Here is a 12,938-nt window from a genome sequence, read left to right as displayed (position 1 = left end):
TGATTACTGAAGCTTTAAATGAAGATGACAGCTGGGTGACGTTGAGGACAGGTGGTCCGGCTTCTTTGTAATTTGAGATTGCACGTAGTTCTTCCGGTAAAATCTTCGGTTGCCGAATGTGGGGCGGGAGGTCTTCCGGTTTTATTTTGCGGCGCACAAGAAATCAGCCGCCCTGCGGGCAACTGATTCCTTCTTCAGGCGGCGAGCAGCGGTCTCATACCAATGCTCGATGAGCTTGACTTGTCGAGCGTTGGTTAAGCCCGTGCGGCGCTTGAGCAATTTCAAGGCGTGATGCATCAGCATCGAAAGCCTTGGTATCAGATGCCGGAAAGTTCGCTGCGGAAAGGCGGATTGGCGCCCGCGCGCGAAACCGTGATGGCGGCGACCGCCACCGCACGGGCCAGCGCGGCTGTAAGGCTCTGGTCCGAGATGCCTGCAATCGCCTCCTTGGTCAGGAGACCGGCATCCTCCAGCGCCGACAGGAAGCCGGCGTTGAACGTGTCGCCGGCGCCGACCGTATCCACCACCTCGACCTTGCGGGCCGGAACGGTCACGTCGAGCGTGCGGGTCAGAGCCCTTGCGCCATCCTTGCCAAGGGTGAGGATGACGATCTTCGCGCCGCTGGCGATCCAGTCCTGTGCAAGAGCCTCGAACGGCTCGCCGGGGGCCAGCCAGTCCAGATCCTCATGCGAGACCTTGATGATGTCCGCCTGCGGAATGATGCGGGAAAGACGGGCACGGTAGGCGGCTTCATCGGTGATGAAACCTGGGCGAATGTTGGGATCGAGCGAGATCACGCGGGCGGGGGCCTCGCGCGTCAGCAGGGCCTCATAGGCGGTGCCGCAGGGCTCGCCGATCAGGCTGATGGCACCGAAATGCAGGGCGCTTGTCCCGTCCGGCAGCACCGGCAGGTCTTCCGGCGTGATCAGCCGCCCGGCCGAGTTTTCGTCATAAAAGGTGTAGGTGGCGTCCCCATTGACCAGCCGCACGAAGGCAAGCGTCGTCGGGCGGGCAGAGCGGATGCACAGGTCCGACGTGACGCCGGAGGCGGCAAGATGGGCCAGAAGCTGCTCGCCGAAGAGATCCGTCGAGACACCGCAGAGGAAGCCTGCACGGTTGCCGAGGCGGCCAAGCGCAAGGGCCGTGTTGAAGATGGCGCCGCCCGGCACCGGCAGAAAGGCTGTGCCTTCCGTGCCAACAGTCCTTGGCAGCATGTCCATCAGCGCTTCGCCGCAACACAAGATCATCCGCGTTCCTCCCGGTTTCCGGATCAAATCAGCTCCGCACTGCTTGTGCCCCGGCACGCGCGGCGGCGCAAGATCCCCCCGGGCTGAAGGCGCGCCTCCTGCCTCCTGTTCTGCCGCCGCATGCCGGGATTGCGTGCCCTGACTACCCGGTCCGGTGCGTTCATCGTGGAATGGTGTCAGCGGTATTTTTCGATGAATTCATCGATGGACAGCTTGCGGATATCGGGGAGGGCTTCGCGCAGGGCGTCATGGCTCCAGTCCCACCAGGCAATGGCCTGCAGGGCTTCGGCCTGAGCTTCGGAAAAACGCCGCTTGATCGGACGGGCCGGAACGCCGCCGACAATGGTGTAAGGCGGCACATCCTTGGAGACCACGGCGCCTGCGCCAATGACCGCACCCGTGCCCACGGTGACCCCGGCCAGAACCGTGACCCCATGACCGATCCAGACATCGTGGCCGATGGTGACCCAATGATCCTTGCGCCATTGGAAAAATTCAGCATCGTCCTCGCCGAGGCCGTATTGGGCAGCGCGGTAGGTGAAGTGGTGCTGGCTGGCGCGCCAGGTGGCATGGTTGCCCGGATTGATGCGCACGCCTTCGGCAATCGAACAGAACTTGCCGATGGTCGACCAGACGATATTGCCGCCTTTCACGATGTAGGAATAATCACCAAGGCTCGATTCCCGCATGGAAACATGCGCCATGATCTCGGTCCATTTGCCGATCTGGCAATCAACCACCGTTGCGGTTTCGTGGATGCTGGGGGCTTCGGAGAGCGTCTTCATTATCTTGTACCGTCGTATGTGCCGATGAAACGGGTGCGGATGACTGCAGATAGGGCGTCGATGACATAGACCATGGCGATGATCAGGAAGATGATCGACCAGGCCTCATCCCAGCGGTAGGCGCCGATGCGGTCGGAAAGCAGGAAGCCGATGCCGCCCGCGCCGACGATGCCGAGAATCGTGCCGGAGCGGACATTGGATTCAAAATTGTAGAGCGTGATCGACAGAAGCACGGGCAGGACCTGCGGCAGAATGCCAAAGCGGACGGATTGCAGCGGTGCGCCGCCCGAGGCGATGACGCCTTCGACAGGCTTCTTCGAGGTGTTTTCGATGGCTTCGGCGTAAAGTTTCGCCAGCACGCCGATCTCGCTGACGGCGATCGCCAGAACACCGGCCAGAGGGCCAAGGCCGAAGGCACGGATGAAGATCAGCGCCAGGATCAGCGTTTCGAAGGCGCGGATAACATCAAAGCCGCGCCGCACGCCGAAGCGCAGGAACGGGAAGCGGTTGATGTTCTGGGCGCCAAGGAAGGAGAGGGGAAATGCGATGACGGCGCCCAGCACGGTGCCGAGGAAGGCCATCGACAGGGTTTGGGCAAGGCCGGTCAGGATCTCCGACATTTCCCGCCAGGACGTCCAGACATGGGGCGGGAACATGAAGGACAGCACCCGGCCAAGCCGTTGCAGCCCGTTCCAGAGCCGTTCGGGTGACGCATCGAAATCATAGAGGCACCAGGCAAACAGGGCCGTGAAAGCCAGCCAGAAGCACAGCCGGGCGAGCCGCTGCAGCGGAGGGCGGCGGAAGGCATGCGGCAGGCGGGCTCTGGCACGGGCGATTTCGGCTGCGGTGATGGCTGGGGCGGCAGCCGGGCCGTGACGATATGCGGTGTCGCGCTGCATCACGCGTTCCTTTCCAGGCCGATGATGTGATGGCGGAGCTTTTCCGACAGCCAGTCGATCACGGTGACGGTGACCAGGATGATCAGGAACAGGGCCGAAAGGTCGGTGTATTCCTGATAGGACAGGGCGGTGCGGAACTCCTGTCCAAGACCGCCGGCACCCACATAGCCGATGATCGAGGAGGAGCGGACGTTGATCTCGAAGCGCAGCAGCGTGTAGCTGATGATATTCGGCATGACCTGCGGCACCGCGCCATAGCGGATCTGGTCGAACCAGCTGCCGCCGGACGCCTTCACACCTTCCAGCGGGCGCATGTCGATGTTTTCGTTCACCTCGGAATAGAGTTTTCCGAGCGAGCCCGTGGTGTGGAAGGCGATAGCGAGCATGCCGGCCAGCGGTCCTGCGCCGAAGCAGAAGACGAAGATCAGTGCAAAAACCAGATCCGGCACGGTCCGGGCAATTTCCAGCACCCGCCGCGAAACCCACAGCGTGACGGGGCCCGGTGTCAGGTTGCGGGCAGCGAAGAAGGACAGCAGGAAACCGCCGGCAAGGCCCAGAACGGTAGCCATGAAGGCGATGAGGATCGTTTCCAGCAGCAGCCAGAGCCACACCTTCCAGCGCCAGAACCATTCGGCCAGGTCTTCACCGAGGCTTTCGGGCGAGAGGGAGGGGATGGTCTTGTACAGATATTCGCCAAGCCGGGGCAGACCGGCCAGCAGCACCCAGCGCTCGGCGCGGCTGCCGTCGGCAAGCGTGATCTGGCTGACCTTGAAGAAGTCGGAAAATCCGGCCGTAACCAGAAACAGCACCAGAAGAAGGGCGAGGACCACAAGGAAAGTCAGCCGGGCGCGGCTGCGTTGCGCGGCATAGTCCCGCTCGAAGGCCGCTACTGTCGGGGATACAAGGGTCATAAGCTGTCCGTTGCTGCGTATTTTCTGCCAATGCCCAGCGTCACCGCCCCAGGTCTTGCAATGCTGACGCATCACGCCCTGACATTGCTCAAGCGCGGCATGGGCTTGGCCAGCTCCCGGTGAGCAAGGCCCACCGGGAGCTGGTCGTATTCACGCAGAGCTGATGTCAGCTCCGGCGCTGCTTCTTGAACCAGTCGCGCATGTCGATGATCCACTGGTAGCGGTCATGGTCGACCTCGACATAGCCCTTGGCCGTGGATTTTTCGGCGCCGGACATTTCCTTGAAGGCCACCGGATCGGCCGTGGGGACGTTCTTGACCGCGTCCTTCATTGCGGTGATCAGGCCTTCCGGCAGATTGGCGCGGGCCGCAAAAGGACCGGAGGTGATTTCCGGTGACTGCCAGATCCAGCAGATCTCGCCCTTCTGGATCATGCCCTTGGCTTCCATGCGCTGCGGAATGCCGTTGATCTCGTTGTTGATATAGGTGGCGGCCGCGTCGAACTGGCCGTTGGCAACACCGGCAACTCCCGCTTCATGGCTGCCGGAGAAGGGCGTTGCGCCAAAGAATTCGGACGGCTTGAAGCCCTGGTTGTCGAGATTGTAGTAGGGCACGTTGTAGCCCGAGGTGCTGTCCGGATCGGCAAAGGCGAGCGTCTTGCCCTTCAGGTCCTCGATCTTCTTGTAAGGGCTGTCACAGCGCACGGCGATGACCGAGAAGTAGCCGGTGGAACCGTCCTGCTGCACCTGTGTCAGAAGCGGGATCATGCCGCCTTCGGACTCCGTGTAGGCGGCCGCATAGGCGGAGGAGCCGAGGAAGGCGAATTCGATCTGGTTGGCCGCGAGCGCCTGGATCACGCCATCGTAGTTTCCGGCCGTGAAGATCTCCACATCCACGCCCACCGTCCGCTTCAGGTAGTCCTTGAAGGGGGTGTAGCGGGAGACGCGGTCGCTTTCGTTCTCGCCCGAGAGAATGCCGAACTTGACGACCTTGTAGTCGTTCTTCCAGTCCTGGGCGTGGGCGGTGGTTGCACCGAGGCCGAGGGCAAGCACGGTGGCGGCGGCAATGATACGCATGTCAGTCTCCCTTGAGAGGTCAGGCCGGCATCGCGACCCTGAGGCTCGTCGATGTCACGGATTCGGTGAAGTCCTCGAGGTCCTCGCTGCCGTAGATGCTGCGCATCACCTCGCAGGTGAGCAGCCGCGGCGCGCCGTCGAACATCACCCGGCCGGAGCGCATGGCGATGATCCGGTCGCAGTAGGTGCGGGCGGTGTCGAGGGTGTGAAGGTTGACGAGGATGGTGATGCCATCCTCTCGGTTGATGGTGCGCAGGGCATCCATCACGCGGGTCGCATTGCCCGGGTCAAGGCTTGCGATCGGCTCGTCGGCAAGCAGGATGCGCGGGTTCTGCACGAGGGCGCGGGCAATGGCGACACGCTGCTGCTGGCCGCCGGAAAGCGTTCCGGCCCGCTGCAGCGCCTGCGGGGCAAGATCAAGCCGGTCAAGGGCGTGGATGGCGAGCGTGCGCTCCTCGTCCGAGAACTGCATCGCCATGGAACTGAGGAAACCGTGGGCGGAAAGACGGCCGACCAGCACATTGGTGAGGACGTCGAGCCGCTCCACCAGATTGAACTGCTGGAAGATCATGGCGCAGTCCCGGCGCCAGCTGCGCAGGGCCTTGCCCTTCAGCGCACCGACATTGAGACCGCCGAAATGGATCGTCCCTTCACTCGGGTCGATCAGCCGGTTGATCAGGCGCAGCAGCGTGGATTTGCCTGCGCCTGAGCGTCCGATCACCCCGACGAACTGGCCCGGGGCAATGGAGAGCGTGACGTTGTCGACGGCGCGCGTGGCGCCGAAGGAGCGGCCGAGGCCGGAGAGGGAAAGGATGTTCTGTTCCATGACGGGAAGACTGCCCGCCCTCTGTAACAGCGCCACGTCATCCGAATGAATTTTCATCTGGGCCTTTGTGACGTATCCGTGACGGACATGCAGCTTTTACGGGTAAGGGACGTTGCTCCCGCCGCGGAAAGTCTTTCAGGCGGTGGCTGAAGCCCGGTTTAAACTCATCAATCCAATAGGTTAGACCGTGCGCCGGGCTGACGGCGGGGGCTTGCTGCAATGAAAGGTTCATCTGTCCTTCGCTGAACTGTCATGTAAACGGCGGAAAGTCATTCGAACCAATTTTCACACTGTCCGCCGGCTCCATGCCATTTGCCGGGCCGGTGCGTCAGGAAAAGGCAATGATCGAGACAGCGCATCAGTTCGAGGGACTGGCCGAGTTCTATGAGGCCGGCCGTCCCGGGTATCCACCTGCGGTGTTTGCGCATCTGGCGCGGATCTGTCCGGCCCGCTCCGGGCTGAAGGTGGCCGTGGATGTGGGGGCGGGGCCGGGCAATTCGACGGGCGATCTGCTCACCGGCCTTGGTGATGGCTGGAGCGTCATTGCGGCAGAGCCGGGAGAGGACATGCGCCACGTGCTCATGCGCCGGTTCCGCAATACGCCGCAGGTGCAGATCATCGGTGCCCCGGCCGAGCAGCTGAGCCTGCCGCCGGATTTTGCCTCGCTGGTGGTGGCCTGTTCGGCCGTGCATTGGTTCGACCGGCCGAAATTCTACGCCGAGGCGGCGCGGATCCTGTCGCCGGGCGGCATTCTGGCGGTTGTGCGCAACCGGCGCAGGCCGGGGCAGATCTTTGACGGGTTCGACGCTTATGTTTGGAAACACTATCCCAACAGTGCGGAGCTGGAAGCCCGGGAGCAGCGCAAGGAGCCGAGCCATGAGGAACTGTCGGGACTGGACGGTTTCCTGACCGCGCACAGCCGGCGCTGGCCCTGGTCCCGCGCCTTTACAGCGCGGGAACTGATCGATTTCTATCTGACGCGGGCAGTGGTCTGGACTGTTGTCCGCCGTCTTGGCCTGTCGCGGGTGATGGCGGATTTTCGGGACATCTGCGCGTCCCATGGCCTTTCGGGCGAGACGCGGATGGACATGCACTTCGACACGCTGGTGCGCTGGACGCAGCGCCGGGCCCGTCCGGCAAGAACGGGCTTAACCAATGCTCGATAAGCTTGACTCATCGAGCATTGGTTAAGCCCGTGCGGCGCTTGAGCATTTTCAAGGCGTGATGCGTCAGCATCGAAAGCCTTGGTATGAGAGGAACGGTGCCGCCGCAGGTGGCGGCACCGCAGGCGCGGCTCAAGCCGCCTTTGCGCATGCCCCGAGATGGCCGCCGGAGTAGATGAACCGGCCCTGGCGCAGCGTGGCCCGCACATGGCCAATACCTGCATCATCTGCAATGACAAGGTCTGCCAGGCGGCCGGTTTCGATGCTGCCGCGATCGTCGAGGCCGAGGGCTTTTGCGGGGTTGAGGGTTGCCAGACGCACGGCGCCGGGAAGGCCATCCCGGTCTGTTCCGGCGAGTTCCAGCAGGGCCGGAAGCATGGCCGAGGGGTGATAGTCGGAGGCCAGCATGTCGAGAAGACCCGCGGCATGGGCTTCGCGGGCCGAGAGATTGCCGGAGTAGGACTGGCCGCGCAGGGCGTTGGGGGCACCCATGGCCGTGGCCAGCCCGCGGCGGCGCGCTTCGGCCGCAGCCTCCAGCGTCACCGGGAATTCGCTGATGACCACGCCGAGGCCATGCATCAGTTCCACCTTGTCCGTTGTGTCGTCGTCATGGCTGGCAAGGGCGACACCATGCGCCCTGCACAGGCTGGAAATGGCTTCGAGCGTTTCGGCCAGAACGCTTGCCGGCTGCGTCCGCTCTTCGATGCGGCGGGCGATGGCCTCGGCCGCTTCTTCGCGGCTCAGGCCCCTTTCCCGGGCCATCTTCTGCACGTGCCGCTCGATGTCGCGGTACTGGCCCTGGCCGGGCGTGTGGTCGGTGAGCGAAATGAGATCGACGGTCCCCTCCGTGATCAGTTCCTCGATGACGCTGAGTGCCTTGGGGAAGGTGATCTCGAAACGGGCATGGACGCGGTGATCGACATTGAGCATGTGCCGCATGGCCTTCAGCTTGCGGATCACGGCGCTGGTGTGTTCATAGCTGCGCAGATGCCCGTAGGTGGACATGGGGCTGAAGGAGAGGGCGGCATAGGCAGTGGTGAAACCGGATCCGGCGAGGCGCCGGTCAAGATCGCGCAGCCCCAGTTCCAGCGGCATCGGTACATTCGGGCGCGGCTCGACCTCGCGTTCCACCATGTCGCCATGCATGTCGACAAAGCCGGGCAGCAGCAGCAGGTCGTTCCCCTCAAGCTCTGCGCCCGCAACCGGAGTATCGCGCAACTCGGCGATGCAGCCATCCTCGATCCGCAGGGAGCCGTGTTCGATCACCTCGTTCGGGGTGACAATGCGAAAGTCAGACAGCCACATGATCAAGTTCTCCGGTTGCCGCAGGCGCGTAGGGGACTGCCGTTTCCGGCACAGTCTGGGTGGTGAGGAGGATTTCCCGGTCGATCAGGCCCGCCACATCACCCGGGTGATGGAAAACACCGATCATGGCGACACCGCCGGCCTTCAGATCCGCCAGCCGCCGTACCAGGGCAGCGCGGGCGCCGGCATCGAGCGAGGCGGTTGGCTCGTCCAGAAGCAGGAGCTTCTGCGGCAGGATCAGCGCACGGGCAAGGTTGACCTTCTGCTGTTCGCCGCCGGAAAACGTGGTGGGATAGGCGCGCCACAGATCGCGTTTCACGCCGAATTCTTCAAGCCTGCGGTGTGCCTCGTCAAGGGCCTCGGCTCTGGCCATGCCCGCCCGGCGCAGCGGTTCGGCGACGATCTCGTCGGCGGCAACGCGCGGGCGCGCGGTCAGGAACTGGGTGACGAAGCCGATGTCACGGCGCCGCAGCAGGGTGATGTCGACATCGGCGGCTGTTGCAAGGTCGATGCGGCCTTCGCCGGCCGCGTACCAGATGTGCCCGGCCTGCGGCAGGTAGCTGCGGTAGAGCGTGCGCAACAGGGTGGATTTGCCAGCCCCGTTTTCGCCCCGCAGCAGCAGGAACTCACCGGCATGAAGGCGGAAGGAAATGCCGCTGAAGGCGTGCAGTTCCTGGTCGAGGTGATACATGTGGAAGCGCTTTGACAAACCTTCCACGTCGAGAAGCGGGGTCATGCGGACTGGTTCCTTGTTGTCAAAGTTTGGCCTGCACGAGCTGCTGGGTGTACTCGTGCTGCGGATCCTGGAACACCTGGTCGACTAGCCCCTGTTCCACCACCTTGCCACGGCGCATCACCATGACGCGGTCTGCCATGGTGTGGATGACGCCCAGATCATGCGAGACGATGACCATGGTGATGGCGCGGTCACGCTGAAGCCGCTTCAGCGTGTCCAGCACCAGCGCCTGCACCGAGACATCGAGGCCGGTGGTGGGCTCGTCGAGCAGCAGCAGCGAGGGTTCCAGCGCGATGGCCTTGGCGAGCTGGACGCGCTGCTGCATGCCGCCGGACAGTTCGATGGGCCGGGCATCCATGCGCTCCAGCGGGAATTCCGAGGCGTCGAGTGCATCCCTTGCCTTGCCGCGCAGCACCTTGAAGCTGCGCTCCCCGGCCACCAGCAGCCGTTCGGCCACATTGCCCGATGAGGAGTGGCGCATCAGCAGGCCGAGGTGCGGGTTCTGGTAGACGATGCCGATGTTGCGGGCGCAGAGCATCCGGCGCTCGAACCGGCCGAGGTCGAACAGGTTGCCGGTCAGATCCGCTCCGGCGGGGCCAGGCAGATTGAGGTGATAGGTGCCGCTGCCGGGCGTGTCCTCGAGGTTCATCATGCGCAGCAGCGTCGACTTGCCCGAGCCGCTCTCGCCGACGATGCCCAGAACTTCGCCCGGATAGACGGTGGCATCAACGCCGTCGAGGGCGGTGACCCCGCCAAAGCGGCGGGTAATGCCGCGCATGGTGAGGAGCGGGGGAACGGTCATCAGCCGGGGCGCGGCCTCGATGCGCTGAGCGGGGCTTTGGACGGTCATGGGCGGAACTCCCCGTTCTTGTACCAGGTCCCGATGTCCGGGACGGCTTCGCCTTCGCTGCGGCGGATGGCCTTGATGCCGAAATGGCTGTCGGACACCTCGAAGGATGAGCCGCCATCGTCCTGCGGGATCTCGTTCATGAAATAGCCTGTCACGCCGGAGCGGTGGCAGGTGAGCGGCTGGTGCTCCTCGACCTTGTAGGGCACATCCGAGAAGACCAGCGGCTCCACCCTCGTATAGGGCGGCACGGCATAAAGGCGCTTCTCGCGGCCGGCGGAAAGGAAGGTCAGATGCCGCGCCATGTGAAGCTTCGGCACATCCCAGCGCGGGACCGGCGAGGGCGTCATCACATGGCGGCCGTTGACAAGGCTGGGATAGGCCGCGCCCTGCATGATGCGGCCGGAGCGGACCATCTGCTCGTAAAGTGTCAGCCAGAGGCGGCCATAGTCGGCATCGGCGTGCATCTGCCGGGCCACCGACATGTTCGGCTCGACGGGGCGCAAGGGTTCCGGGTTCGGCACCTGCAGGACGAGGATCTGGTCCTCCCGCAGGATTTCCTCCGGCACCCTGTGGCGGGACTGCAGGATGGTGGCTTCGCCCGTGTCCCAGGTCTCACCAGCGCCCGAGACGCGGGCGAGGAACTTACGGATCGAAGCGGCGTTGACGCTGTCATCGGCGCCCTGGTCGATGACCTTGACGACGGATGACGGCTTCAGCAGCGTCAGCGTCACCTGCAGGCCGCCGGTTCCCCAGCCGCGGGCAATGGGCACCTCGCGGCTGGCATAGGGCATCTGGCAGCCGGGCACGGCGACGGCCTTCAGCATCTTGCGGCGCAGTTCACGCTTGGCGGAGGCATCCAGGAAGCCGTAGGAGAACGCCTCCCAGGGTTTGGTCAGGCTGGCAAGGCTGGTCATGCGGAAATCTCCCCGGTGATGGCCGGCTCCGGTGCGGCGCCAGATACGGCGGCAGATACGGGATCGGGTGCCGTCTTCGCCCCGGCAGCATTCCCCCCGGTGGCCTTCGACTTGGCGTCGCGCAGGGCATCCAGCGCCGACTGGAAGGTGACATAGTGGGGCAGCTTGAAGTGGATGCAGAAGCCGGAGGCCTCCACCGGCTCGGTGTGATAGAGGAAGAATTCCTCGTTCACCGGCGAATTCTGCGGCGCATCCGGGGCGTTGAGGTCGAGGGTCGCTCCGGCGATGACCTTGATCTCGTTCCAGCCCAGCGTGGCGCAGAAGCCAAGGTCGAGCTGGCCCGACTTGCCCTTGGAGGTGACTTCGGCCTGAGAGACCTTGACCCGTCCGGCGCTGAACAGGGTGCCGCACGGATGACGGACGCTCACCTCCGCTTCCGCAAGGCGCAGTTCGTTGACCGTCGGATGCGCGTTGCCGTAGCCGCGCATGGCGGAATAGCCCAGCGCCAGAACGCCGCCGGTGTCGGCCCGGGCGAGACTCTGCAGCGTGTGGGCGCGTTTGGCCGGGAACAGCAGCGGCTCGCGCGTCAGGTCGGGAATATCGTCCGGTGCCACCTCTTCGCGCGCCGGATCGGCGACGAGGCCCTGCGCCTTCTGCCAGGCGGCCAGAGACGGCTGGCGGGCGGGAGCGGGCAGAGGCGCCGGCTCAACCGGCTCCGGCACAAGGGGCCGGCCTTCCAGCACGCCGGTGGCCAGCAGGCGGTGGGAATAGTCGAGCGAAGGCCCAAGGATCTGGCCGCCGGGAATATCCTTGAAGGCGGCAGAGATGCGGCGGTGGGTGAAGAGCTGATCCTGCGCCACCGTTTCGGCAATGGCAAGGCGCGGCTGCGTGGTGCGCCAGGCCCGCAGCAGCAGCACGGCCTCATAAAGGTCGCCGCCGGACTGGGCCAGCGCCAGCGCGGCCAGATCTTCCTCATAAAGCGAGGCCTCGCCCATGACCCGGCCGATCAGCCAGGGCAGGGACTGGCGGATCTCCGCGACGCGCTCCGCGCCAATGGTGCCCATTCCGGCCCTGTAGAGCCTCTCGGACTGGTCAATAGCCCTTTCCCCGCCACGGGTTGCGACATAAGCCATCAGAGCACCTCGATCCGGGTTGAGCGCGGCAGGCCCATCACCTTGCTGCCATCGGCAATGAAGAGATCAAAGCCGAGCGGGTAGCGGCACAGGTCATTGCGCAGGGCAAAAAAGCCCTGCGGCAGGCCAGCGACGGCGATCTCGCGCGTGGTTTCGATGCCTGGACCCGACAGGCGCAGGCGCCGGCCTTCGCCCAGGCGGGCTTCGGTGACAACGGTTGCGCCCTCGTCCGGGTAGAGCGTGGAGCCGGTCTTCAGGGCGGCAAGCCGGGCCGCATTTGCGTCAGGGCCCAGTTGCAGGAACACGTGGCAGGCCTCATGCAGCGGGGCAAGCGTTGCACCCGTCTGCACTGCGAGCCCGGCAATCACCGGATCATCGGCATGGACCCGGCATTCCCGGTCGATGAGCGCGAGAAGGATGGTGCGCGTACCGGGTTCGGGCAGATGGCGCACGTCACCGGGGCGGCTCAGCGCCCAGAGGATCGCCTCGAAGGCGGCATTGTCGCGGATTTCATCCTCACCCCGCAACGGCGCGGTGATGAGGGCATGTGAACTGGCGGGCAGGGCACCCATGACCGGGCCTCCTTGAGGGATAGGGGGATCAGAAGGTTTCCATGTCGACGCGTGTCGCCTCGATGGCGCAAAGGCTTTGCCGGTCGCGGGCGGCATTGGTGGCGATGGTTTCGGCAACGAAGGCGCTGATGGCTGCGGGCTCGATCCCGGCAGAGGCTGCAGCGTCGATGAGGGCCATGGCCATGGCCCATTCAAGATCACGGCCGGTGACCATGCCATAGCCGGTCGAGCCGTGGGCGGTCAGGCGGACCTCGGCTTCGGCCACCAGAACCTCGCCGAGGTGGAAGTCGGTGCCCTTGACCGTGTCGCGGAAGGGCAGCATGACGAGGCCGGTGCGGCTGCACAGCACGTCAATGGCGCCGAGAGAGGGCAGAAGGCTTTCGGCGAAACCTTTCACCTTGTCCGCACAGCCGTGGGACAGGGCGGTCAGCATGGCGCCGTGACCGGCGGGTGCGGCGGCGTCAGGGGAGGCAAGAGCCGGGCCCATGCCCTCACTCATGCCCTCACTCATGCCAGTCTCAA

At 64.5% G+C, this 12,938-nt stretch carries 14 protein-coding genes; 1 reads left to right on the top strand and 13 read right to left on the bottom strand.

Features of this window, described 5'->3' with window-relative positions:
- Positions 1 to 317: 317 nt before the first annotated feature.
- The 6 genes from ACVNHC_RS04950 to phnC form a co-directional block, all read right to left on the bottom strand.
- On the bottom strand, positions 318 to 1,247 hold the full coding sequence (locus ACVNHC_RS04950; protein WP_119396625.1) for a carbohydrate kinase family protein: 930 nt from the start codon (positions 1,245 to 1,247) through the stop codon (positions 318 to 320).
- 176 nt (positions 1,248 to 1,423) lie between these two features.
- Positions 1,424 to 2,032: a DapH/DapD/GlmU-related protein gene (locus ACVNHC_RS04945; protein ID WP_058899934.1), complete on the bottom strand. Its 609-nt coding sequence runs from the start codon at positions 2,030 to 2,032 to the stop codon at positions 1,424 to 1,426.
- The gene (gene phnE / locus ACVNHC_RS04940) at positions 2,032 to 2,931 is read right to left on the bottom strand and encodes a phosphonate ABC transporter, permease protein PhnE (protein WP_457166599.1); all 900 of its coding nucleotides are present in this window, start codon (positions 2,929 to 2,931) and stop codon (positions 2,032 to 2,034) included. The genes ACVNHC_RS04945 and phnE (ACVNHC_RS04940) overlap by 1 nt, the downstream gene beginning before the upstream one ends.
- Positions 2,931 to 3,842: a phosphonate ABC transporter, permease protein PhnE gene (gene phnE / locus ACVNHC_RS04935; RefSeq protein WP_058899932.1), complete on the bottom strand. Its 912-nt coding sequence runs from the start codon at positions 3,840 to 3,842 to the stop codon at positions 2,931 to 2,933. The genes phnE (ACVNHC_RS04940) and phnE (ACVNHC_RS04935) overlap by 1 nt, the downstream gene beginning before the upstream one ends.
- A gap of 166 nt (positions 3,843 to 4,008) precedes the next feature.
- Positions 4,009 to 4,917, bottom strand: coding sequence for a phosphonate ABC transporter substrate-binding protein (phnD, locus tag ACVNHC_RS04930; RefSeq protein ID WP_457166598.1), 909 nt, complete (start codon positions 4,915 to 4,917; stop codon positions 4,009 to 4,011).
- Between the two features lie 19 nt (positions 4,918 to 4,936).
- Positions 4,937 to 5,743 (bottom strand): phosphonate ABC transporter ATP-binding protein, encoded by an 807-nt coding sequence (gene phnC, locus ACVNHC_RS04925; protein WP_050471604.1) that lies wholly within the window; start codon positions 5,741 to 5,743, stop codon positions 4,937 to 4,939.
- A gap of 341 nt (positions 5,744 to 6,084) precedes the next feature.
- Between phnC and ACVNHC_RS04920 the strand changes: the two genes are divergently transcribed.
- Positions 6,085 to 6,909: a class I SAM-dependent methyltransferase gene (locus tag ACVNHC_RS04920; RefSeq protein ID WP_457166597.1), complete on the top strand. Its 825-nt coding sequence runs from the start codon at positions 6,085 to 6,087 to the stop codon at positions 6,907 to 6,909.
- 129 nt (positions 6,910 to 7,038) lie between these two features.
- Here the strand turns inward: ACVNHC_RS04920 and ACVNHC_RS04915 are convergent, their stop codons facing one another.
- Genes ACVNHC_RS04915 through ACVNHC_RS04885 form a run of 7 tightly spaced genes read right to left on the bottom strand, consistent with a single transcriptional unit; the run spans position 7,039 to position 12,927 of the window.
- Positions 7,039 to 8,211, bottom strand: a complete 1,173-nt coding sequence (locus ACVNHC_RS04915) for an alpha-D-ribose 1-methylphosphonate 5-triphosphate diphosphatase (protein ID WP_457166596.1) — start codon at positions 8,209 to 8,211, stop codon at positions 7,039 to 7,041.
- A complete protein-coding gene (locus ACVNHC_RS04910; protein WP_457166595.1) occupies positions 8,198 to 8,947 on the bottom strand; it encodes a phosphonate C-P lyase system protein PhnL in 750 nt (249 codons plus the stop codon). The genes ACVNHC_RS04915 and ACVNHC_RS04910 overlap by 14 nt, the downstream gene beginning before the upstream one ends.
- Positions 8,948 to 8,966: 19 nt before the next feature.
- Complete coding sequence (locus tag ACVNHC_RS04905; RefSeq protein WP_457166594.1) at positions 8,967 to 9,797, bottom strand: ATP-binding cassette domain-containing protein; 831 nt, start codon at positions 9,795 to 9,797, stop codon at positions 8,967 to 8,969.
- Complete coding sequence (locus ACVNHC_RS04900; RefSeq protein ID WP_457166593.1) at positions 9,794 to 10,711, bottom strand: alpha-D-ribose 1-methylphosphonate 5-phosphate C-P-lyase PhnJ; 918 nt, start codon at positions 10,709 to 10,711, stop codon at positions 9,794 to 9,796. The genes ACVNHC_RS04905 and ACVNHC_RS04900 overlap by 4 nt, the downstream gene beginning before the upstream one ends.
- Positions 10,708 to 11,844 (bottom strand): carbon-phosphorus lyase complex subunit PhnI, encoded by a 1,137-nt coding sequence (locus tag ACVNHC_RS04895; RefSeq protein ID WP_457166592.1) that lies wholly within the window; start codon positions 11,842 to 11,844, stop codon positions 10,708 to 10,710. The genes ACVNHC_RS04900 and ACVNHC_RS04895 overlap by 4 nt, the downstream gene beginning before the upstream one ends.
- Positions 11,844 to 12,416 carry a phosphonate C-P lyase system protein PhnH gene (gene phnH / locus ACVNHC_RS04890; RefSeq protein WP_457166591.1) on the bottom strand — a complete coding sequence of 191 codons (573 nt, stop codon included), beginning with the start codon at positions 12,414 to 12,416 and terminating at the stop codon, positions 11,844 to 11,846. Before phnH ends, ACVNHC_RS04895 begins: the two co-directional genes overlap by 1 nt.
- Before the next feature lie 28 nt (positions 12,417 to 12,444).
- Positions 12,445 to 12,927 carry a phosphonate C-P lyase system protein PhnG gene (locus tag ACVNHC_RS04885; RefSeq protein WP_457166590.1) on the bottom strand — a complete coding sequence of 161 codons (483 nt, stop codon included), beginning with the start codon at positions 12,925 to 12,927 and terminating at the stop codon, positions 12,445 to 12,447.
- Between the last annotated feature and the right edge of the window lie 11 nt (positions 12,928 to 12,938).

The organism is Pannonibacter sp. Q-1 (assembly GCF_054073275.1).
This window is presented reverse-complemented; position numbering and strand designations above follow the sequence as displayed.

Excerpts from the sequence above, each read along its gene's own strand:
- ACVNHC_RS04950 (WP_119396625.1), bottom strand. The coding sequence starts at position 1,247 with ATGATCTTGTGTTGCGGCGAAGCGCTGATGGACATGCTGCCAAGGACT.
- phnH (WP_457166591.1), bottom strand. The coding sequence starts at position 12,416 with ATGGGTGCCCTGCCCGCCAGTTCACATGCCCTCATCACCGCGCCGTTG.
- ACVNHC_RS04915 (WP_457166596.1), bottom strand. The coding sequence starts at position 8,211 with ATGTGGCTGTCTGACTTTCGCATTGTCACCCCGAACGAGGTGATCGAA.
- ACVNHC_RS04945 (WP_058899934.1), bottom strand. The coding sequence starts at position 2,032 with ATGAAGACGCTCTCCGAAGCCCCCAGCATCCACGAAACCGCAACGGTG.
- ACVNHC_RS04900 (WP_457166593.1), bottom strand. The coding sequence starts at position 10,711 with ATGACCAGCCTTGCCAGCCTGACCAAACCCTGGGAGGCGTTCTCCTAC.
- ACVNHC_RS04920 (WP_457166597.1), top strand. The coding sequence starts at position 6,085 with ATGATCGAGACAGCGCATCAGTTCGAGGGACTGGCCGAGTTCTATGAG.
- phnE (WP_457166599.1), bottom strand. The coding sequence starts at position 2,931 with ATGCAGCGCGACACCGCATATCGTCACGGCCCGGCTGCCGCCCCAGCC.
- ACVNHC_RS04910 (WP_457166595.1), bottom strand. The coding sequence starts at position 8,947 with ATGACCCCGCTTCTCGACGTGGAAGGTTTGTCAAAGCGCTTCCACATG.
- ACVNHC_RS04885 (WP_457166590.1), bottom strand. The coding sequence starts at position 12,927 with ATGAGTGAGGGCATGAGTGAGGGCATGGGCCCGGCTCTTGCCTCCCCT.
- phnC (WP_050471604.1), bottom strand. The coding sequence starts at position 5,743 with ATGGAACAGAACATCCTTTCCCTCTCCGGCCTCGGCCGCTCCTTCGGC.
- ACVNHC_RS04895 (WP_457166592.1), bottom strand. The coding sequence starts at position 11,844 with ATGGCTTATGTCGCAACCCGTGGCGGGGAAAGGGCTATTGACCAGTCC.
- phnE (WP_058899932.1), bottom strand. The coding sequence starts at position 3,842 with ATGACCCTTGTATCCCCGACAGTAGCGGCCTTCGAGCGGGACTATGCC.
- phnD (WP_457166598.1), bottom strand. The coding sequence starts at position 4,917 with ATGCGTATCATTGCCGCCGCCACCGTGCTTGCCCTCGGCCTCGGTGCA.
- ACVNHC_RS04905 (WP_457166594.1), bottom strand. The coding sequence starts at position 9,797 with ATGACCGTCCAAAGCCCCGCTCAGCGCATCGAGGCCGCGCCCCGGCTG.